Annotated in this window: 21 protein-coding genes; 5 read left to right on the forward strand and 16 right to left on the reverse strand. The window is 69.7% G+C overall.

The genetic code is table 11. The annotated features are described in order from the left end of the window. The coding region (locus tag BMW88_RS19935) for an integrase core domain-containing protein (RefSeq protein WP_143116159.1) at nt 1-305 on the forward strand (305 nt) is incomplete at its 5' end. A gap of 28 nt (nt 306-333) precedes the next feature. Here BMW88_RS19935 and BMW88_RS19940 read toward each other — a convergent pair. From BMW88_RS19940 to BMW88_RS19950, 3 genes are all read right to left on the reverse strand, one after another. Next, nucleotides 334-1,032, reverse strand: coding sequence for an SDR family oxidoreductase (locus tag BMW88_RS19940; protein ID WP_089952743.1), 699 nt, complete (start codon nt 1,030-1,032; stop codon nt 334-336). 129 nt (nt 1,033-1,161) lie between these two features. Then, on the reverse strand, nt 1,162-1,920 hold the full coding sequence (locus tag BMW88_RS19945; RefSeq protein WP_089952745.1) for an enoyl-CoA hydratase-related protein: 759 nt from the start codon (nt 1,918-1,920) through the stop codon (nt 1,162-1,164). A 17-nt stretch (nt 1,921-1,937) separates the two neighbouring features. Then, a complete protein-coding gene (locus BMW88_RS19950) occupies nt 1,938-3,932 on the reverse strand; it encodes a protein meaA (RefSeq protein ID WP_089952748.1) in 1,995 nt (664 codons plus the stop codon). 103 nt (nt 3,933-4,035) lie between these two features. Between BMW88_RS19950 and BMW88_RS19955 the strand changes: the two genes are divergently transcribed. Next, entirely contained in the window at nt 4,036-4,323 is a 288-nt protein-coding gene (locus BMW88_RS19955) for a hypothetical protein (RefSeq protein WP_089952750.1), read from the forward strand. On the opposite strand, the gene murA is transcribed toward BMW88_RS19955, so the two are convergent. Next, nucleotides 4,320-5,585: a UDP-N-acetylglucosamine 1-carboxyvinyltransferase gene (gene murA, locus BMW88_RS19960; RefSeq protein ID WP_089952753.1), complete on the reverse strand. Its 1,266-nt coding sequence runs from the start codon at nt 5,583-5,585 to the stop codon at nt 4,320-4,322. The two genes, BMW88_RS19955 and murA, sit on opposite strands and share 4 nt — an antisense overlap. A gap of 35 nt (nt 5,586-5,620) precedes the next feature. Between murA and BMW88_RS19965 the strand changes: the two genes are divergently transcribed. Next, nucleotides 5,621-6,193, forward strand: a complete 573-nt coding sequence (locus BMW88_RS19965; RefSeq protein ID WP_089952755.1) for a cob(I)yrinic acid a,c-diamide adenosyltransferase — start codon at nt 5,621-5,623, stop codon at nt 6,191-6,193. Between the two features lie 49 nt (nt 6,194-6,242). On the opposite strand, the gene BMW88_RS19970 is transcribed toward BMW88_RS19965, so the two are convergent. Together BMW88_RS19970 and BMW88_RS19975 are read right to left on the reverse strand one after the other, a co-directional pair. Continuing rightward, the gene (locus BMW88_RS19970) at nt 6,243-6,674 is read right to left on the reverse strand and encodes a DUF2550 domain-containing protein (protein ID WP_089952757.1); all 432 of its coding nucleotides are present in this window, start codon (nt 6,672-6,674) and stop codon (nt 6,243-6,245) included. A 22-nt stretch (nt 6,675-6,696) separates the two neighbouring features. Then, nucleotides 6,697-7,062, reverse strand: coding sequence for a F0F1 ATP synthase subunit epsilon (locus BMW88_RS19975; RefSeq protein ID WP_089952760.1), 366 nt, complete (start codon nt 7,060-7,062; stop codon nt 6,697-6,699). 107 nt (nt 7,063-7,169) lie between these two features. Between BMW88_RS19975 and BMW88_RS19980 the strand changes: the two genes are divergently transcribed. Then, complete coding sequence (locus tag BMW88_RS19980; RefSeq protein WP_089952762.1) at nt 7,170-7,658, forward strand: SigE family RNA polymerase sigma factor; 489 nt, start codon at nt 7,170-7,172, stop codon at nt 7,656-7,658. Then, nucleotides 7,649-8,869 (forward strand): hypothetical protein, encoded by a 1,221-nt coding sequence (locus tag BMW88_RS19985; RefSeq protein WP_089952764.1) that lies wholly within the window; start codon nt 7,649-7,651, stop codon nt 8,867-8,869. The genes BMW88_RS19980 and BMW88_RS19985 overlap by 10 nt, the downstream gene beginning before the upstream one ends. On the opposite strand, the gene BMW88_RS19990 is transcribed toward BMW88_RS19985, so the two are convergent. From BMW88_RS19990 to atpB, 10 genes are all read right to left on the reverse strand, one after another. Then, nucleotides 8,866-10,596 (reverse strand): ABC transporter ATP-binding protein, encoded by a 1,731-nt coding sequence (locus BMW88_RS19990; protein ID WP_089952766.1) that lies wholly within the window; start codon nt 10,594-10,596, stop codon nt 8,866-8,868. The genes BMW88_RS19985 and BMW88_RS19990 overlap by 4 nt on opposite strands. Continuing rightward, the gene (locus tag BMW88_RS19995; protein ID WP_089952768.1) at nt 10,593-12,104 is read right to left on the reverse strand and encodes an ABC transporter transmembrane domain-containing protein; all 1,512 of its coding nucleotides are present in this window, start codon (nt 12,102-12,104) and stop codon (nt 10,593-10,595) included. Before BMW88_RS19995 ends, BMW88_RS19990 begins: the two co-directional genes overlap by 4 nt. A gap of 15 nt (nt 12,105-12,119) precedes the next feature. Further along, complete coding sequence (locus BMW88_RS20000; protein WP_089952770.1) at nt 12,120-13,286, reverse strand: MFS transporter; 1,167 nt, start codon at nt 13,284-13,286, stop codon at nt 12,120-12,122. A 230-nt stretch (nt 13,287-13,516) separates the two neighbouring features. Next, complete coding sequence (gene atpD / locus BMW88_RS20005; protein ID WP_218148147.1) at nt 13,517-14,953, reverse strand: F0F1 ATP synthase subunit beta; 1,437 nt, start codon at nt 14,951-14,953, stop codon at nt 13,517-13,519. Further along, the gene (locus BMW88_RS20010; protein WP_089952774.1) at nt 14,946-15,860 is read right to left on the reverse strand and encodes a F0F1 ATP synthase subunit gamma; all 915 of its coding nucleotides are present in this window, start codon (nt 15,858-15,860) and stop codon (nt 14,946-14,948) included. Before BMW88_RS20010 ends, atpD begins: the two co-directional genes overlap by 8 nt. Before the next feature lie 8 nt (nt 15,861-15,868). Next, a complete protein-coding gene (gene atpA / locus BMW88_RS20015) occupies nt 15,869-17,515 on the reverse strand; it encodes a F0F1 ATP synthase subunit alpha (RefSeq protein ID WP_089952777.1) in 1,647 nt (548 codons plus the stop codon). A gap of 38 nt (nt 17,516-17,553) precedes the next feature. Next, nucleotides 17,554-18,381, reverse strand: coding sequence for a F0F1 ATP synthase subunit delta (locus BMW88_RS20020; RefSeq protein WP_089952779.1), 828 nt, complete (start codon nt 18,379-18,381; stop codon nt 17,554-17,556). Between the two features lie 9 nt (nt 18,382-18,390). Next, nucleotides 18,391-18,936 (reverse strand): F0F1 ATP synthase subunit B, encoded by a 546-nt coding sequence (locus BMW88_RS20025; protein WP_425434671.1) that lies wholly within the window; start codon nt 18,934-18,936, stop codon nt 18,391-18,393. Nucleotides 18,937-18,966: 30 nt separating this feature from the next. Next, nucleotides 18,967-19,209, reverse strand: coding sequence for an ATP synthase subunit c family protein (locus tag BMW88_RS20030; protein ID WP_089952781.1), 243 nt, complete (start codon nt 19,207-19,209; stop codon nt 18,967-18,969). A gap of 64 nt (nt 19,210-19,273) precedes the next feature. Next, nucleotides 19,274-20,056 carry a F0F1 ATP synthase subunit A gene (gene atpB, locus BMW88_RS20035; protein ID WP_089952783.1) on the reverse strand — a complete coding sequence of 261 codons (783 nt, stop codon included), beginning with the start codon at nt 20,054-20,056 and terminating at the stop codon, nt 19,274-19,276. Between the last annotated feature and the right edge of the window lie 87 nt (nt 20,057-20,143).

A 20,143-nucleotide genomic window follows, 5' to 3' on the forward strand; every position in this document is an offset into this window, starting at 1 on the left:
ACGGAGTCACAGTGCTGCGGGTGCTCACCGACAACGCCAAGGTCTATCGCGTCGGCAGCACCTGGCGAGCGGTCTGCGTCGCACTGGGCGTCCGCCGCCGCTTCACCAAACCCCGCTGCCCCTGGACCAACGGCAAAGCCGAACGCTTCAACCGCACCCTGCAAACCGAGTTCGCCTACGCCCACGCCTGGACCGGCAACACCCACCGCCTGGCCGCCCTGCCCGGCTGGGTCCACAACTACAACACCCAACGCGCCCACACCGCCCTCGGCGGCCAGCCACCCATCACCCGACTGACCGCCTAGACGTCAACAACGTCACGAGTCAGTACACCTAGCGCTGCGAGACCGGCCGCACCACGATCTCGTTGACGTCGACCTCCGCGGGCTGCGAGATCGCGTACGCGATGGCGTCACCGATCGCCGAGGCGGGCAGCGCGAGCTTGCGGTAGTCCCGCATCAACGACGCCGCGTAGTCCTCGGTGATGGTGTCCGCCAGCTCGGACTGCGTGACACCGGGCGAGATCACGGTGACCCGCAGGTCTTCGCGCTCCTGCCGCAGCCCTTCGGACAACGCCCACACCGCGTGCTTGGTCGCGCAGTAGACCGCGGCGGTGGGCATGACCATGTGCGCACCGATCGAGGCGACGTTCACGACGTGCCCGCCGTCGGTGAAACGAGGCAGCACGGCGGCAAGACCGTTCAGCACGCCCTTGATGTTCACGTCCACCATGCGATCCCACTCGTCGACCTTGAGGGAGTCCATGAGTGACAACGGCATCACGCCCGCGTTGTTCACCAGCACGTCGACGCGTCCGAACCGGTCGACGGCCGCGTCGGCGAAGGACTGGAACGACTCCCGCGAGGTCACGTCCAACGGCGCGTAGGCGCCACCGACCTCCTCGGCCAGCGCGGCCAGCCGGTCCTCCCGCCGGGCACCGAGGAACACCCGGTGCCCTGCCGCGGCCAGCACCCTGGCCGTGGCCTCACCGATACCGCTCGAAGCTCCACTGATCAGCACCACTTTGCTCATGGCTACGACGATCGTCCGTGAGGACGCCGCCAACCAGGACACCCTTCCCCCGGGTGTGCCGCACCCAGGTACAAGACGCCGCACGGGAACAGCGTGGAAACCGTGATCGGCGAGTTCCTGGAAGCTCACCTAGTCCGGCCACACGGGCGGCCGCTTCTCCAGGAACGACGCCCGGCCCTCCTTCGCGGACGGGGACTGCGAGGTCTGGGCCATGACGGCCAGCGCGATCTCGTACGCCTCGGCCTCCGGCCGGTCGAGCTGCGCGTAGATCGTCTGCTTGCCCACCGCCTTCGACGCCCTGCTCCCGCGCGTCGCCCGCGCCAGCAGGTCGTCGGTGGCGGTGTCCAGCTCGTCGAGCGGCACCGCGCGGTTGACCAGCCCCCACTCGACCGCCGTCGCCGCGTCGATCACGTCACCGGTGAGCACCAGCTCCATCAGCCGCTTGCGTCCGATCGACCGCGCCACGGGCACCGCGGGCGTGTGGCAGAACCACCCCGCCTTGCCACCCGGCAACGAGAACCCGGCCGTGTCCGCGGCGACCGCGAGGTCGCACGACGCCACGAGCTGGCAGCCGGCCGCCGTCGCCAGCCCCTGCACTCGCGCGATCACCACCTGGGGCACGGCCTGGATGGTTTTCATCAGCACCGTGCACAGCTCCAGCAGCAGCCGCACGCCCTCTTCGTCACGGGCGTGCACGTCCGCGAAGTCGTGCCCCGCCGAGAAAACCGGTCCCTCGGCGGCCAGCACGATGCCGGCCGCGTCCGACGAACCGGCCTCGCGGAACGCTTCCAGCAACTCCGCGAGGTGCTCCGCGGACAGGGCGTTGCGCCGGGCCACCCGGTTCATCGTGATCCGGACCACCGAGCCGGCACGCGTGACATCGACCATCCCGCGAATCTAGAGCCCTACCGCAGCGAGTGCACCTCGCGGATCACGGTGACGATCTCGTCCATGATCTCCGTCAGCTCGTAGTCCTTCGGCGTGAACACCCGTGCGACGCCACGATCGCGCAGCTTCCGGGCGTCGTCCGGCGGGATGATGCCGCCGACGATCACCGGGATGTCCCCGGCACCGGCCGCGCGCAGCCCGTCGACCACCGCGGGCACGACCTCGAGGTGCGAGCCGGACAGGATCGAGAGGCCGACGACGTGCACGTCCTCCTGCACGGCCGCGGCCACGATCTGCGACGGCGTCAGGCGGATGCCCTGGTAGACGACCTCGAAGCCGACGTCGCGGGCCCGCACGGCGACCTGCTCGGCGCCGTTGGAGTGCCCGTCGAGGCCCGGCTTGCCGACCAGCATCCGCAGCCGCTCGCCGATCTCCTCGCCGGTGCCGCGCACCCGGTCGCGCACGCGGGCGATCTCCGAGCCGGCCTCGCCGGTGGCCGAGGCGCCGGAGACCCCGGTCGGCGCACGGTATTCGCCGAACGTCTCGCGCAACGCCTGCGACCACTCGCCCGTCGTCACACCAGCGCGCGCACACGCCAGCGTCACCTCGACGAGGTTCTGGCCGGTCTTCGCCGCTTCGCGCAAAGCGTCCAAGGACGCCTCCACCGCGGCGTTGTCCCGGGAAGCGCGCCACTGCTGGATCGCCTCGACGGCGTGCATCTCGACGATCGGGTCGATGGTCTCGATCGCGTTCGCGCCCTCGGCCTGCAACGGCGACGGCTCGGTGGTGTCGAACTTGTTGACGCCGACCACGACCTCCTCGCCGGACTCGACGCGACGACGCCGTTCGGCGAGCGACGAGACGAGCTGCGACTTCATGTAGCCGGACTCGACGGCCGCGACGGCACCGCCCATCGCCTGCACGCGGTCGATCTCCTCCCGCGCACCGGCGAGGATCTCGTCCACCTTCGCCTCGATCACCGGCGAGCCGTCGAAGATGTCCTCGTACTCCAGCAAGTCCGTCTCGTAGGCAAGCACCTGCTGCATGCGCAACGCCCACTGCTGGTCCCACGGACGCGGCAGGCCGAGTGCCTCGTTCCACGCCGGGAGCTGGATGGCGCGCGCACGAGCGTTGCGGGACAACGACACCGCGAGCATCTCCAGCACGATGCGCTGGACGTTGTTCTCCGGCTGCGCCTCGGTGAGCCCGAGCGAGTTGACCTGCACGCCGTAGCGGAACCGGCGGTGCTTCGGGTCTTCGACGCCGTAGCGCTCGCGCGTGATCTCGTCCCACAACTGGGCGAACGCCCGCATCTTGCACATCTCTTCGATGAACCGCACACCGGCGTTCACGAAGAAGGAGATCCGCGCGACCACGTCACCGAACTTCTCGGCCGGCACCTGACCGCTGTCGCGCACCGAGTCCAGCACGGCGATCGCCGTGCACATCGCGTACGCGACCTCCTGCGCCGGCGTCGCGCCGACCTCCTGGAGGTGGTAGCTGCAGATGTTGATCGGGTTCCACTTCGGCACGTTCGACACGGTCCACGCGACCATGTCGGTGATCAGCCGCAGCGACGGTCCCGGCGGGAACACGTACGTGCCGCGGGACAGGTACTCCTTGATGATGTCGTTCTGCGTCGTGCCGGCCAGCGCCGACGGGTCCGCGCCCTGCTCCTCGGCCACCGTGACGTAGAGCGCGAGCAGCCACATGGCCGTCGCGTTGATCGTCATCGAGGTGTTGGCGCCGGCGAGCGGGATCTGGTCGAAGAGCTGCCGCATGTCGCCGATGTGGCTGATCGGCACGCCGACCTTGCCGACCTCGCCCTTCGCGAGCTCGTCGTCGGGGTCGTAGCCGGTCTGCGTCGGCAGGTCGAAAGCGACGGACAGGCCGGTCTGCCCCTTCGCGAGGTTCCGGCGGTAGAGGGCGTTGGAAGCCGCGGCCGAGGAGTGACCCGCGTACGTGCGCATCACCCAGGGGCGGTCGCGTTCCCGGTCAGCTGGGTACGGCACAGCAACCTCCCACATCGTCGTTCATCGGAGCGTACTGGCCGGTAACCCGTGCTGCGCGTGCGCTTGCTCACTGAATCGAGACCAGAAAGAGCATGATGAGGAGGTGACGGGGATCTACCAGACCGTGGTCGTCTTCGGCGTGCTCGGCCTGCTGGCGCTGTTGTTGCGGTACTTCGTGGGCAACGACAAGCGGCCTGTGCCGGATCTGGACGGCACCGACTTCGGGTTGCTCAGCGAGGTCGCGCTCGTGCCCACCGAGGAGGCGGCGAACGTGCTGGTGCGGAAGTTGAGGGCGAACGGGGTCCGGGCCACGCGTTCGCGGAACGCGCCTTACCGGGTGATGGTGTTCCCGGGGGACGTCGCGAACGCGCGGCTGGTGCTCAAGACCTAGGAGCTGACGCGCTCCACGTCGGCGCCGAGCTTGCGGAGGTTTTCCACGAACCCAGGGTAACCGCGCTCGATGTGGAAGATCTCGTAGACCTCGGTGGCCCCGTCGGCGCACAGACCGGCCAGGACCAGCCCGGCCCCGGCGCGGATGTCCGAAGCCCAGACCGGCGCGCTGGACAGCTTCTCGACGCCGCGGATCACCGCGTGGTGACCGTCCGTGCGCGCGTCGGCGCCCAGCCTGATCATCTCGTCGATGAAGCGGAACCGCGCCTCGAACAGGTTCTCGGTGATCATCGAGGTGCCCTCGGAGACCGCGGACAGCGCGATCGCGAACGGCTGGTTGTCCGTGGCGAAGCCGGGGTACGGCAGCGTCACGAAGTCGACGGCCTTCGGGCGGCCCTCCATGACGACCCGGAAGCCCTCGTCCTCGCCCTCGTAGACGGTCACCTCGGCGCCCGCCATCCGCAGCTTCTCGAGCACCAGGTCGAGGTGGTGCGGGTTCACGCCGCGCACCCGCACGTCGCCGCGCGTCATGGCGGCCGCGAAGCCCCACGTGGCGCCGACGATCCGGTCGCCGATGACGCGGTGCTCGGTGGGCTTGAGCTCCTCGACGCCGTGCACGGTGAGCGTGGACGTGCCCGCGCCCTCGACCTTCGCGCCCATCTGGGTCAGCATCAGGCAGAGGTCGATGATCTCGGGCTCACGCGCGGCGTTGTCGATGACCGTGGTGCCGTTGGCCAGCACGGCCGCCATCAGGATGTTCTCGGTGGCGCCCATGCTCGGGAAGTCGAGCCAGATCTGCGCGCCGTGCAGGCCCTCGGCCTCGGCGACGATGCAGCCGTGCTCGATCCAGGTCTTGGCGCCGAGCTTCTCCAGCCCGCTCTGGTGCATGTCCAGCGGCCGCGAGCCGATCGCGTCACCGCCCGGCAGCGCCACGACCGCGCGCTTGCAGCGGCCGACCAGCGGCCCCAGCACGCAGATCGACGCGCGCAGCTTGCCCATCGCCTCGGAGTCGGCGTGGTAGCTCAGCTCGGCGGGAGTGGTGATCCGCGCCACGTCACCGTCGAGCTCGACCTCACACCCGAGACTGCGCAACGCGTCCGCCATCAGCGGCACGTCGAGGATGTCCGGGCAGTTGGTGATGGTCGTGGTGCCCTCAGCGAGCAGGGCCGCCGCCATCAGCTTCAGGACGCTGTTCTTCGCACCGACGACATCGACCTCGCCGACCAGACGTGCGCCACCGTGTACCCGGAAATGCTCGCTCACGCGGCAATCCTACGTACGGGCCATAAAGTGCACGCATGGCGGTGCATCTCACCAAGATCTACACACGGGTCGGCGACGACGGCACGACCGGGCTCGGCGACTTCTCCCGCGTCCCGAAGACCGATCCCCGCATCGAGGCGTACGCGGACGTCGACGAGACCAACGCGTCGCTCGGCGTGGCACTGGCGCTGGGAGAGCTGGCCCCGGACGTCCACGACGTCGTGCGCAAGGTGCAGAACGACCTCTTCGACGTCGGGGCCGACCTCTGCACGCCGATCGTGCCGGACCCGAAGTACCCGCCGCTGCGCGTGACCCAGGCGTACGTCGACCGGCTCGAGGGCTACTGCGACTCGTTCAACGAGCGGCTGGGCAAGCTCGACTCGTTCATCCTCAACGGCGGCACGCCCGGCGCCGCCCTGCTGCACCAGGCGCGCACGATCGCCCGGCGCGCGGAACGGCGGGCGTGGGCGTTGGTCGAGGCCGACGCCGAGCGGACGAACGCGCTCACGGCGAAGTACCTGAACAGGCTCTCGGACCTGCTGTTCATCCTCGCCCGCGTCGCGAACCCGGACGGCGACGTGCTCTGGCAGCCGGGCGAGAACGCCTGAGCCGAGCGCGAAGGGCGCGTTCCCGTCGGGAACGCGCCCTTCGTCGTGCTCAGGAAGCCCAGGGGATGGAGCGGCCGGGAGGCGCCGACTCCAGCCAGGACAGGAAGCCCGTCAGCGCGTCGGGGCCCATCGCCATCTCGACCTCGCCCGACGGGATGCGGCACCGCAGCACCGTGGCTCCGGCCGGCATGGCGTACGCCTCCGGCCCCGTCGGCTCACGGCGCGCGTCGATCTCGAGCCCGTCCCGCGAGATGAGCTGGTCGGGCCCCGACCCGAGCGAGAGCACCCGGAACCAGGCGAACGAGTCGCCCCGGTAGTGCCCCACGCCCAGGTGCCAGCCACGACCACGATCGTCGAACTGACTGCGCAGCGCGACGTGCACGCCACCCTCACGCAGCAGCCGGATGCGGCGCCAGGCGAAGCAGGCGATGACGATCGCCACCACGAGAAGGATCAGGCCGGCGGTTTCGGTGATCCCCACGACTGCGCCCTCGCGCCCGGTCTCAGGCCGACTGTTCCACGGCCCGCACGCGCGCTGCCGCACGTGCGCGCTCGGCGTCGTCCGAGTCCTGCAGCGCCGACCGCGCCTCGTTCACGTCGATCTCGCCGGCGAGCTCCGCGTCCTCGGCGAGGATCGAGACCCCCGTGCCGGTCACGGAGAGGAAGCCACCGTGCACCGCGGCGGTGACGAGGTCACCGTCCGTCGTGCGGACCCGCACCACACCGCCTTCGACCAGCTGGCCGAGAACGGGCTCGTGACCGGGCAGGATGCCGATCTCGCCCTCGGTCGTCTGCGCCGAAACAGAGGTGGCCTTCCCGGACCACAGGCGGCGTTCAACGGCGACCAGTTCAACGGTCATCTCGGCCACGCGTATCTCCCTCGTCGTCTGGAGTCGAACTGAGTCTAAACGGTCGCCTGACAACCTTGCCGCCCCGCCCGGTGTCAGTACCTTTCGACAACCGCCGAAGGGGGGACATGCAGGACTTCGAGGACTTCGTGGCGTTGCGCTCGCAGGCGTTGCTGCGCACCGCCTACCTGCTGTGCGGCGGCGACAAAGGCGCCGCTGAGGACATTCTGCAGGACGTCCTCATGAACATGTACGGCAAGTGGCGCCGCATCAGAACCTCTCCTGAAGCGTACGCCCGCGCAGCGCTGGCCAACGCGGCGGCGAACCGCTGGCGACGGCGTTCCCGCAAGCCGGAGGCGCCGATGGGCGACGTGGAGGTACCGACGACGAAAGGTCACGAGCAACAGGTCGTGGACGCCGACAGCGTGGTGCGCGCGTTGGCGCTGCTGCCGAAGAAGATGCGGGCCGTTCTGGTGCTGAGGTTCTTCGACGACCTCAGCGAGGCCGAGACCGCCCGCGCGCTCGGCTGCGGCGTCGGCACGGTGAAGAGCCAGACCTCGCGCGGCCTCGCCCGCATGCGGGAGCTGATGGGTGAGCAGGTGCTGACGTGGAACTGAAGCAGGCGATGGAGACCGCCACGGCGGAGCTCGACGTGCGACCGGGATTCGTGGGGGACGTGATGGCGGGGGCACGACGACGGCACACGCGCAAGCTGGTGGTGGTCACCGCCGCGGTGGCGCTGCTCGGAGGAGTGACGACAGGCGTGGTGCTGACGCCCACCGCCGCCGGCCCACCGGACACGGGCGACCACCGGCTGACCGCCGCGCCGACCGGTGACCTGGCTGGCGACCGGGACTTCCTCGCGCAGGCACTGGCCACGTGGAACAACGGGCAGCGGCAGGCCTGGCGGTGGACCGAGCAGGTGACCGACTTCACCGCTCCGGCGAACGTCTTCTGGGCCGCGAACACGCCGAACGGCCCGGCCGCGCTGGTGGCGCAGGCGGTGCGGATGAACGGCGCGCCGGAAGCGCGCACCGTGGTCGGCCTCGTGTCCGGCGGCAACGTGGTGGAGCGCGAGGTCGACCACGGCCGGGAGGTCGGGCTCTTCCAGCTCGGGAAGGAGAGGTCGACCCACGTCGTGCTGGGCCTGGGCGAGGAGGTGTACTGGTCGGTGAACCCGGTCCGGGGTCCCGGGAACCGCCTGACGCGCACCTGGCAGCGGGCCGAGATGGAGCCCGGCGGGGCCGCGGTGGTCGTCGCGAAGCAGTCCGAGCTGCCGGTGTTCGTCCGCGGCGGCACACCTCCGGCGTCCGATGACTTCACGCGGGAACCGTTGCGCGCCAGGGGTGATCAGCGGCCGGACACCGCGTACGTGGCCCATCCCGGCCTCGGCTGGTCGACTCGGCAGTGCGCGTCGGACCCCCCTCCCGGGGTGCGGTGGCCGCCGGAACGGCCACCGTCGCCGGAGGACGACCTGCGGCGGCTCGCGCTGCTGGACTACGGGGTCGCCTGGAGCGCGGTCGGCGAGTGGCGCGTGTGCGCGTGGTTGCCCGACGGCCGGTACGCCGAGGTGTTCGAGTCGTCCGGCGAGCTGTACGGCGCGCTCTACCAGCCCAGCGGCGCGTTCAGCGCACCCCTGCGCGGCGGCGGGCTCTCGCGGGGCACACCGGTGGTGGTGCCGCTGCCGGACGGCCAGGGCACGATCGTCGTGTACTTCGGGGCCGTCATCGGCCCGCAGGAACGCCCCCACGCGTGGCTGGCTCCCGCGGGCACCAGGGAGGTGGCGGTGCGGCAGGGCGACTCGTCCACCGTCGTGCCACTGCCCTAACCGCCGTGCCAGGAGCGCCAGAGCGTCGCGTAGGTGCCGTTCCTGGCCACCAGGTCGTCGTGGGGTCCCAGCTCCACGACGCGGCCCGCGTCGACGACCGCGATCCGGTCAGCGTCACGCGCGGTCTGCAACCGGTGCGCGATCGCGATCACCGTGCGACTCCCCCGCACGGCCGCGATCGCGCGCTCGGCGTGCCTGGCCGTGGCGGGGTCCAGCGAGGACGTCGCCTCGTCCAGCACCAGCGTGTGCGGGTCGGCGACCTCGACCCTGGCGAGCGCGAGCTGTTGCGCCTGCGCGGGATCGAGCTCCAGGCCGCCCGCGCCGAGCCGGGTGTCCAGCCCGTCCGCCAGGTCGTCGAACCAGTGCGCGTCCACGGTGCGCAGCGCTTCGACGAGCCGCTGGTCCGGGGCGTCCGGCGCGGCCAGCGCCAGGTTCTCCCGCAGCGTGCCGATGAACACGTGGTGCTCCTGCGTCACCAGCACGATCCGCCGGTCGCCCGCCGCCGCGAGCTCCGCCACCGGCACACCGCCGACGCACACCGATCCCGACGACGGCCGGTCGACGCCCGCGATCAGCCTGCCCAGCGTCGACTTGCCCGCACCGGACACCCCGACGACCGCGAGCCGTTCTCCCGGCTGCACCACGAGGTCGACGCCGTGCAGCACCTCATGTCCGTCCACGTAGGAGTAGCGGACTCCGCGCACCTCGATGCGGTCGTCCTCCGGCTCACGTGCGGCGGGGACGGGTTCGACATCGGCACCGATGCCTTCGACCCGCGCAAACGACGCGGCACCACGTTGCAGGAACTCAACCCACAGCATGATGCGTTCCAACGGCTCGATGAGCCGCCACACGTAGAGGCTGCCGGTGACGACGACCTCGACCCGAGCGCCGTCGGTCGCGTAGATCAGCCCGCCGGCGAGCAGCACCAGCGCGGTCGGCACCGCGCTGACGAAGCTGACGACCGGGAACAGGACGCTCCTCAGCCGCAACGTCCGCACCCGCGCCCCGTACAACCGCGCGATCGAGGCGTGCGCGGTCGCCACCAGCCGGTCCCGCAACCCGTACGTCTCGATCGTCCGGCTGCCCTCGCCGACGGCGGCGGAGATCTCCGCGACGTCGCCGTTGGCCGCGCTCTCGGCCAGGTACGCGTCGCGCGCCCGCGCGAGGTACCAGCGGAGGACCCACGCGACGAACGGCATCCCGGCGAGTGCGGCCAGGCCGAGCACCGGGTCCAGCAGGAACGTGGCGGCCAGCACGACCACGAGGTGCACCACGCCCGTGAGCACCTCCGGCACGCTGTCCCGCAGCGCCTGACCGACGACGCCCACGTCGCCGGTGACGCGGGTGAGCAGGTCGCCGGTGCTCAGCCGATCCACCACCCTGGCGGGCAACGCGAGCGACCGGCTCACTGCCTGTTCGCGCAACGACGCCAGGAACCGTTCGCCGAGCCGCGCGGTCTGCAAGGCGCTGTAGCGCACCAACAGCAGATGCGCTACCGCGGCGCCGAGCACGCCCAGCGCGAACAAGTCCACAGTGGACACGGTCAGGGTGCCGCCCTGCACCCCGCTGACGATCTTGCCGAGCAGGTACGGCCCGACCAGCCCCGCCAGCGCCGTCAGCGCGGTGAGCAGCAGGACCACGGCGAGCGCGCGTCGTTCGCCGCGCAGGAGCCGCCCGGCCGCCTGCCGCACCGCGCGCCGGTCCGCGATCGGCAGCCGGTTCACCGGTTCTCCTCCAGGTGCACGACCTGGTCCGCCTGCCCCGCCCACAGCGGCGACGAGGACACGACCACCGTGGTCCGCCCCAGCCGGGCCCGCTTCACCCGCCCGGCCACGGCCGCCTCGGTCACCGCGTCGAGCGCCGACGTCGGTTCCACGAGCACCAGCACCTCCGGATCGCTCAGCAACGCCCTGACGAGCCGGAGCCGTTGCCGCTGGCCGCCGGACACGTTGCGGCCCTGCGACTCCAGGTGCGAGTCCAGCCCGTCCGGCAGCGCCTCCACGACGTCGGCCGCGGCGGCCGCCCGGATCGCCCGGTCCAGCGCGGCGTCGTCGTGCTCGGCGACCGACACGGCGTCGCGCACCGAACCGGCGAACAGGTAGTCGTCGTTGTCGGCCACGACCACCTGCCCCGGCACCCGTTCCACCGCTTCGCGCGCCCGCGCCGTGCTCGAGCAGACCACCACCGTCAGCGCGCCGCTCTTGACGTCCAAGGGCTCGGCGCCGGTGTCGCCCCGGTCCGGTTGCAGCCGGAGGAGGTCCACGACCCGTCGTGCCGACACCAACGCGCGCGGGATCGCGTCCGCGCCCTCCATGAAGAAGCTGACGGGCACCACCAGCGTCGTGACGTACAGGTAGACCGCGATCATCTCCTCGATCGAGATGGCACCGCTCACCGCCAGCCGCGCCACGATCCACGTGACGACCGCGAGGAACAACGCCGGCAGTCCCCACGTCAGCGCCTGCACCCAGCTCAGCCAGACCGACACCCGGTAACCGTCGTGCAGCACCTCGCGCGACTGCACGCGGAAGCGCTCCTCGAACGCGGGCTTGCCGCCGATGCCCGACAGCACCTTCAGCCCGGCCACGACGTCCCCCGCCCGCGAGCTCAGCTCGCCCTGACCGCGCCGGTAGCCGGCCTCCACGGCGTGCAGCCGGCGCATCACCGGCCCGGTGACCACCGCCAGCACCGGGACGCCGAGCAGCACCACCGAGGCGACGAGCGGCGAGATCCGCACCAGCAACACCGCCGTCACCGCGTACGCGATCACCGCCCCGACCCCGGGACCGGCGCTGGTGAGCGCGTGCGCGAGGCGCTGGGTGTCCCCGTTCTGCAGGTAGGTCAGCTCCCCGGTGGACAGCTTGCGCCGCACCACCCCACCGAGCCGCGTGACGTGCTCGATCACCACCTGCGCCGTCCGCAGCGCGGCGTCCGTCCGCACCAGCGTCATCGTGCGGTGCCGCGCGACCCCCAGGAGCGCCAGCAGCCCCACCACCACGACCAGCGCGGCGCACCACCACACCAGCGCCCCGCGGTCCCCGCCCCGCAGACCGTCCTCGACGGCCCTGGCGATGAGGTACGGCGGCAGGACCAGCCCGCACATCCACAGCGATCCCCACCACGCCCCGGCGAGGACCCGGCGGCGCTGCACGCTCACCAGCCACCACAGGTACCGCCAGGGCGATCGGAGGTCAGGCGTTCCCGGATCGTCGTACGGCGCATGTCGGGACATGACCCGACAGTGCCATCACCCGGTGTGCGGCACGACTGATTTCGCGCGCGGCCCGACAGCGGTCACCGCGACCGCTCCCAGCGCCGCCACCACGGCGAACGCGTAGAACCCCCACGGATGCGCGAGCCCGGCCGTCAGCAGCGCCCCACCGAGCAAGGGCCCGCTGATGGCGCCCAGCCGCCCGATACCCGCGGCCCACCCGATGCCCGTGGCGCGGTTCTCCTCGTAGACGCGCCCCGCGTACGCGTAGACCAGCACCTGCGCGCTGAAGACGAAACAGCCGGCGAGGAACACGGCCACGTAGACGCCGGCCCCCGGCAGCTTGACGCTGAGCAGCGCCAGGAACACCACCGCCCCCGCGAACCACCCGATGCCCGCCGGCCTGATGCCGATCCGGTCCGCCACCGCGCCGGCGATCAGCAGCCCGGCCACGGCACCGATGTTGAGCGTCAGCAGGAGCGCGAGCGCGGTGCCGAGCTCGTACCCGGCGCTGCGCATGATCTGCGGCAACCACGTGTTGAGCCCGTACACGAGCAGCAGCCCCATGAACGACGCCACCCAGAACGCGAGGGTGGCCCTGCGCAGCCCGGGCTTGAACAGCGACCCGACCGCCTCCCGCGCGGGAGCCCTGCGCGCCACCGTCTCCGGCAGGTGCTTGACCATCAGCGGCACCAGCACCAGCGCGGGCAACGCCCCGGCCACGAACAACGACCGCCACCCGAGGTCCGGGATCAGCACGATCCCGAGCAACGCCGTGATGACCGCGCCGACGTGGTACCCGGTCATGATCAGCGTGGTGGCCCGCCCGCCCTGCCGCGGCCGCGCCTCGTTGACCAGGGCGATGGCCGTGGGCAGGCACCCGCCGAGCCCCAGCCCGGCGAGGAACCGCAGGACTCCGAACACCGCCGCGTCCTGCGCGAACGCACAGGCCAGCGTGAACGCCGAGAACCCGGCCACCGCGAAGATCATCACCTTGCGCCGCCCGATGACGTCGGTGATGGTCCCGATGACCAGCGCCCCGAGCATCATCCCGACCAGACCGGCGGTGGACACCGCACTGGCGCTCGCCGTGGTGAGCACCCGCTCCTGCAACAGCACGGGGATCACCGTGCCGAGCACCACGAGGTCGAACCCGTCGAGCAGGACCGCGGTCCAGCACAGCGGCAACACCCATTTGTTCACGCGCGCTCTCCTCCTCGGCGAGGGGACGGTTGCCGAGCATGGTGAGGCGTGAGGCCGCACACCGGGGAGGCCGGTTTCCGCTGAACGGAAGACCGAGCTGGCTCCTGCCGCGGCGCGGGGCGAGCCCGCTCAGGCTCGGTTCACGGGGCGGGAGGTGCCGGAACAACCCGGAAAACCGGAGGGCCGTCCCTCCACAAAGGAGGAACGGCCCTCGGAGAACAGCAGTGGACTCAGTTGCCGGCCAGCTTCTTGGCGTTGGCCTCGACGTCGTCCAACCCGCCGCAGGAGAAGAACGCCTGCTCCGGGTAGTGGTCGAACTCGCCCTTGCAGACGCGGTCGAACGCCTCGATCGTGTCCTTGATCGGCACGAACGAACCGGGCTGACCGGTGAACTTCTCGGCCACGATGAAGTTCTGGCCGAGGAAGCGCTCGAGACGGCGCGCGCGACCGACGAGGACCTTGTCCTCCTCGGAGAGCTCGTCCATACCGAGGATGGCGATGATGTCCTGCAGCTCCTTGTACTTCTGCAGGATTCGCTTCACCTCCTGGGCGACCCGGTAGTGCTCCTCGCCGACGATCGACGGCTCGAGGATCCGAGACGACGACGACAGCGGGTCGACGGCCGGGTAGATGCCCTTCTGGGAGATCGGACGGGAGAGCTCCGTCGTCGCGTCCAGGTGGGCGAAGGTGGTCGCCGGGGCGGGGTCGGTGTAGTCGTCCGCGGGCACGTAGATGGCCTGCAGCGAGGTGATCGACTTACCGCGCGTCGAGGTGATGCGCTCCTGGAGCTCACCCATCTCGTCGGCCAGCGTCGGCTGGTAACCCACGGCGGAAGGCATGCGGCCCAGCAGGGTCGACACCTCGGAACCGGCCTGGGTGAAGCGGAAGATGTTGTCGATGAAGAGCAGCACGTCCTGGTTCTGCACGTCGCGGAAGTACTCCGCCATCGTGAGAGCGGACAGCGCGACGCGCATGCGCGTGCCGGGCGGCTCGTCCATCTGACCGAAGACGAGAGCGGTGTCCCCGAGAACACCCATCTCTTCCATCTCGAGCAGCAGGTCGGTGCCCTCACGGGTGCGCTCACCGACGCCGGCGAACACCGACGTGCCGGAGAACTCACGCGCGATACGGGTGATCATCTCCTGGATGAGCACCGTCTTGCCGACACCCGCGCCGCCGAACAGGCCGATCTTGCCGCCCTTGACGTACGGGGTGAGCAGGTCGATGACCTTGATGCCGGTCTCGAGGATCTCGGTCTTGCCCTCGAGCTGGTCGAAGGCGGGCGCCTTGCGGTGGATGCCCCACTGCTCGCCGTCGCGGCCGAGGCCGGGCGAGTCGAGGCAGTCACCGAGGGCGTTGAAGACGTGGCCCTTGACGACGTCGCCGACCGGCACCGAGATCGCGGCACCGGTGTCGGTGACGGTGGCGCCGCGGACGAGGCCGTCGGTCGGCTGCATCGAGATGCAGCGGACCAGGTTGTCGCCGAGGTGCTGCGCGACCTCGAGGGTCAGCGTCTTGGCGACCGCCTCGAAGGTGATCTCCGTGTGGCAAGCGTTGAACAGCTCCGGCACGGCGTCGCGCGGGAACTCCACGTCGACGACCGCACCGATCACCCGGACCACACGGCCGGTGCGGGTGGTGGTGGCAGTAGCACTCATGTCACTCATCACTTCCTGCGCCACCGGTAAGCGCGGAGGCGCCACCGACGATCTCGCTGATCTCCTGGGTGATCTGGGCCTGACGGGCCGAGTTCGCCGCCCGGCTGAGGTTCCGGACCAGCTCCGTCGCGTTGTCCGTCGCGGCCTTCATGGCCGTACGACGAGCCGCCGACTCCGAAGCCGCCGCCTCCAGCATGGCGGAGAACAGGCGGGTCTTCACGTACTTGGGCAGCATCGCGCCGAGCAGCGCCTCGGCGCTGGGCTCGAAGTCGTACACCGCACGCGGGCCCTGGGGGGCCTCACCGGTGTACTCGACGTCCATCGGCGCGATCCGCCTGGCGGTCGGCGTCTGGCTCAGCATGGACTTGAACTCGGTGTACACGACGTGGATCTCGTCCACGCCCTGCGCACCGTTCTCCGTGCCCTCCAGGAACGCCTCCACCAGCGCGTCGCCCGCCTCGACGGCGTTGACGTAGTGGGGAGTCTGGGAGAACCCGCTCCACGAGGCGGTGACCTCGCGGCGGCGGAAGTTGTAGTACCCGATCGCCTTGCGGCCGGTCGCGTACAGCACCGGCTCCTTGCCCTCGGACTTGAGCAGCTCGATGAGCTGCTCTGCGGCCTTGAGCACGTTGGCGTTGTAGCCACCGCACATGCCCTTGTCGCTGGTCACGACCAGGACAGCGGCGCGCTTCGGGTTCTTGCGAACCGTGAGCAGCGGGTGGTCGAGGTTCGCCGAGGCCTCGGCCAACGCGGAGAGCACGTTCGTGATCTCGTCCGCGTAGGGGCGCGAGGCCGCGACCCTGGTCTGCGCCTTGGCGAGGCGAGACGTGGCGATGAGCTCGTAGGCCTTCGTGATCTTCTTGGTCGAGTTGACCGTTCGGATCCGCTGGCGGAGCTCCCGAATCTGTGCGCCCATGGCTCAGATCACTTCTTGGTGGGCTCGGGCTTGTGGAGCTTCACCGATTCCTGGGCGACCTTGTCGGCGTCCATCGCCTTCTCGGGCGCCTCGTTGACGATCGTCGTGCCGTCCGAAGCGGTGAACTGCTTCTTGAACTCGGTCACGGCGGCGGCAACGCGGTTCTGCGCGTCCTCCGGGAACTTCTTGGTCTCGACGATGCTGCTCAGCAGGTCCGCGTGGTTGCGGCGCAGCGAGTCCTTGAAGTCCGCGACGAAGCGGCGGATGTCGGCGACGGGCACGTCGTCCAGGTGACCCTTGGTCGCGGCGAAGATCTCGACGACCTGCTCCTCGACGGGGACCGGCGAGTACTGGCCCTGCTTGAGCAGCTCGACCAGACGGGCACCGCGGTCGAGCTGGGCGCGCGAGGCGGCGTCGAGGTCGGACGCGAACGCGGAGAAGGCCTCCAGCTCGCGGAACTGCGACAGGTCGAGACGCAGCGAGCCCGCGACGTCCTTCATCGCCTTGATCTGCGCGGCGCCACCGACGCGGGAGACGGAGATACCCACGTTGACGGCCGGGCGGACACCGGCGTTGAACAGGTCGGACTCGAGGAAGCACTGACCGTCGGTGATCGAGATGACGTTGGTCGGGATGTAGGCCGACACGTCGTTCGCCTTGGTCTCGATGATCGGCAGACCCGTCATCGAACCGCCGCCGAGCTCGTCCGACAGCTTCGCGCAACGCTCGAGGAGGCGCGAGTGCAAGTAGAAGACGTCGCCGGGGTAGGCCTCGCGGCCCGGCGGGCGGCGCAGCAGCAGCGAGATGGCGCGGTACGCCTCCGCCTGCTTGGTCAGGTCGTCGAAGATGATCAGGACGTGCTTGCCCTGGTACATCCAGTGCTGGCCGATGGCGGAGCCGGTGTAGGGCGCCAGCCACTTGAAGCCGGCCGAGTCAGAAGCGGGGGCGGCGACGATCGTGGTGTACTCGAGTGCGCCCGCCTCCTCCAGCGCGGTCTTGACGCCCGCGATGGTGGAGCCCTTCTGGCCGATGGCGACGTAGACGCAGCGGACCTGCTGCTTCGGGTCGCCCGACTCCCAGGCCTTCTTCTGGTTGATGATCGTGTCGATGCAGACCGCGGTCTTGCCGGTCTTGCGGTCGCCGATGATCAGCTGACGCTGACCGCGACCGATCGGGGTCATCGCGTCGATGGCCTTGATGCCGGTCTGCATCGGCTCGGACACCGGCTGGCGCTCCAGCACGGAGGCGGCCTGCAGCTCCAGGGCGCGGGTGTCGTCCGCGACGATGTCACCGAGACCGTCGATGGGCTGGCCCAGCGGGTTGACGACGCGACCGAGGAAGCCGTCGCCGACCGGAACGGAGAGGACCTTGCCCGTCCGGCGGACCTCCTGGCCCTCTTCGATCTTGTCGAAGTCACCGAGGATGACCGCACCGATGTTGCGGACCTCGAGGTTCAGCGCGACGCCGAGGACGCCGCCGGGGAACTCGAGCAGCTCGTTGGTCATCACGCCCGGAAGGCCCTCGACGATGGCGATGCCGTCGTAGGTCTCGGAGACGGTACCGACCTCTTCCCGGCTGACCTCCGGGGAGTAGCTCGAGACGTACTTCTCGATCGCACTGCGGATCTCGTCCGACGAGATCGTCAGCTCCGCCATGTCGTTCCTGCTCTCACTTCTTCGTTCTTGGGAAAGGGCTAGGTGGCGAGATTGCGGCGCAGCGCCGCCAACCGGCCGGCGATGCTTCCGTCGATGACCTCGTCGCCGATCTTGATCTGGAGACCGCCGCCGAGCGAGGCGTCCACCTCGACGTGCAGCGCGATCGGGCGCGAGTAGATCGTGGTCAGCGTCGCGGTCAAGCGGTCGACCTGCTCCGCGGTCAGCGCCACCGCAGATCGAACGTGCGCGACCGAACGCTGCCGGCGCTTGGCCGCCAGGTCGGCGAGCTCGGCAAGTCCATCCGCCAGTCGCACTCCCCGCGGGTTGCGCACCAGCTGGTCGACCAGCGTCTTGGTGACCGTGCTGACCTTTCCCCGGATCAGGGAGTCGACCAGCGCGACCTTGCCGTCGATGGCACCAGCGGGGTCGGCCAGCAGGAGCTCGAGCTCGTGCGAACCCGCCACGATGCGGCCGAGCCGGAACAGCTCGTCCTCCACCGAGTCGAGCTGGCCGGCACCTTCCGCTCGCACCAGCAGCGCGGTGCGGGCGAGCGACTCAACGCCGTCCACGAGCTCGCGCGGGCTGGACCAGCGCGCGGTCGCGACGGCGGCCAGTACCTGCAGGGTCGCGTCGCTCACCTTGCCCGCGAACAGCCCGTTGAGCAGCTGCTCACGACCAGCTGCCTCGGACGAGGCGTCGGCCAGCGCGCCGCGAAGCGTCCGCTGCTCGATCAGCAGACCGAGCACGGCGAAGAGCTCCTCGCCGAGCTTGGCGAGCTCGTCCGTGGACGCGGTGGCGTCGGCCAGCTCCAGCAGCCGCAGTTCCGCGGCTGCCAGAGCTTCACGACTAGCGGCATGCAACGTCATCGGCTACCTCTACTTGCTCGCCGGCGCCGCGACGGCGTCCAGCTCGTTGAGGAAGCGGTCGACGGTGCCGCGACGACGGGTCTCGTCCTCCAGGGACTCGCCCACCACCTTGCTCGCCAGCTCCACCGCGGTACGACCGAGGTCGGCACGCAGCTCCGCGACGATCTGGGCGCGCTGCGCGTCCAGCTGATGCTGGCCCTGCGCGACGATGCGCGCGGACTCGGCCTGTGCCTGCTCGCGCAGTTCCTCGATGATCTGCAGGCCCTCGGCCCGCGCGTCGTCACGGATGCGCGCGGCCTCGGCGCGAGCCTCGGCCAGCTGCTCCTTGTACTGCTCGAGCAACTTCTGAGCTTGGGCCTGAGCCTGTTCCGCCTTCTCGATGCCGCCCTCGATCTTGGCGGTCCGCTCCGCGTACAGCGCCTCGAAGCGTGGTGCGACGAACTTCGAGATGATGAAGAGCAGGATCAGGAAGGCGACCAGGCCGAGGATGATCTCCGAGGTGTGTGGGAGAACAGGACTCGGCCCACCCTCCGCGCTCAAGATCAGGGTATTCACCACGACGGCTCCCTAAACGACTGAAGAACGTCAGCCGACCATGAAGAAGAGGACGAACCCGAGCAGAGCCAGGACCTCGACGATGGCGAACGTGGTCCACGCGAGACCGAGCAGGACGCCACGGGCCTCCGGCTGACGCGCGGTGCCGTTGATGACGGCCGCGAAGATCATCGCCACACCGAGGCCCGGACCGATCGCCGCGAGGCCGTAGCCGATTGCGGCAAGACCCGGGTTGATGCTCTCGGAGTTCTGCGCAAGAACGATAGCGCTCACTTGTGCTGTTCCCTTTCCAAATCGGTCCGCGAACTCTCGCGGATCGGAGGCTTTGTGAAATCCCTCAGTGCTCTTCCGCCAGCGCCATGCCGATGTAGTTGGCGGACAGCAGCGTGAAGATGTACGCCTGCAGCACCATGATCAGTGCCTCCAGGAAGGTCAGCGCGATCGCGAACAGGAACGCCACCGGCGAGACCAACTTGAGCAGGAAGTTTTCCTGCATGAGCAGGAACTCGCCACCCAGGGTGAAGACCAGCAGCAACAGGTGTCCTGCGAACATCGCGGCGAAGACTCGAATCGCCAGCGTCAGCGGGTTCATCACGAACTTCTGGGCGAACTCGATGGGGATCATCAGCGGCATCACGAACCACGGCGTGCCGGGCGGCAGCGTCTGGTGCTTCAGGTAGCCCACGAAGCCGTGCTTCTTGAAGCCGACGAAGTGGTAGACCGGGTAGACCACGAACAGGGAGATCGCCAGCGCGAATCCGATGTGGGACATCGTCGGGAACTGAATGATCGGCACGATGCCGAAAATGTTGTTCACGAGGATGAAGCAGAAGATCGTCAGCAGCAACGGGACGAACGGCTTGAAGTCCTTGCTGCCGATCTGCTCGCGCGCGATGGTGTTGCGGCCGAAGTCGTAAATCGACTCCGCGATGAACTGGAACTTGCCCGGTACGGTGCTCAGCTTGCGCGTAGCGGCCAGGAAGAAGGCGGCAATGATGAGCACGGACAGGACCACGAGCACCATCGGCTTCGTGACCTCGCCGAAGATCGGCGGGAGGAAGAAGTCCTTCACACCGGGTGCGACGAACTCGCCCTCGGCTGCCAGCACCAGGTTGGTCACTGTGTTCCTTCCGGTTCTCCCGGCCGGCGTTCACTCCACCGGGGGAATCGTCACGATCTGGACTTAACGTACCTTACGGTTCGCAAG

This window comes from Lentzea xinjiangensis, from assembly GCF_900110955.1.
GTDB lineage: Bacteria > Actinomycetota > Actinomycetes > Mycobacteriales > Pseudonocardiaceae > Lentzea > Lentzea xinjiangensis.

Bases quoted from the DNA above. Each gene is read 5' to 3' on its own strand.
- BMW88_RS19945 (WP_089952745.1), bottom strand. From the start codon at position 1,920: ATGGTCGATGTCACGCGTGCCGGCTCGGTGGTCCGGATCACGATGAAC.
- atpA (WP_089952777.1), bottom strand. From the start codon at position 17,515: ATGGCGGAGCTGACGATCTCGTCGGACGAGATCCGCAGTGCGATCGAG.
- BMW88_RS19980 (WP_089952762.1), top strand. From the start codon at position 7,170: ATGCAGGACTTCGAGGACTTCGTGGCGTTGCGCTCGCAGGCGTTGCTG.
- BMW88_RS20020 (WP_089952779.1), bottom strand. From the start codon at position 18,381: ATGACGTTGCATGCCGCTAGTCGTGAAGCTCTGGCAGCCGCGGAACTG.
- BMW88_RS19965 (WP_089952755.1), top strand. From the start codon at position 5,621: ATGGCGGTGCATCTCACCAAGATCTACACACGGGTCGGCGACGACGGC.
- atpD (WP_218148147.1), bottom strand. From the start codon at position 14,953: ATGAGTGACATGAGTGCTACTGCCACCACCACCCGCACCGGCCGTGTG.
- BMW88_RS19940 (WP_089952743.1), bottom strand. From the start codon at position 1,032: ATGAGCAAAGTGGTGCTGATCAGTGGAGCTTCGAGCGGTATCGGTGAG.
- BMW88_RS20010 (WP_089952774.1), bottom strand. From the start codon at position 15,860: ATGGGCGCACAGATTCGGGAGCTCCGCCAGCGGATCCGAACGGTCAAC.
- BMW88_RS19995 (WP_089952768.1), bottom strand. From the start codon at position 12,104: ATGTCCCGACATGCGCCGTACGACGATCCGGGAACGCCTGACCTCCGA.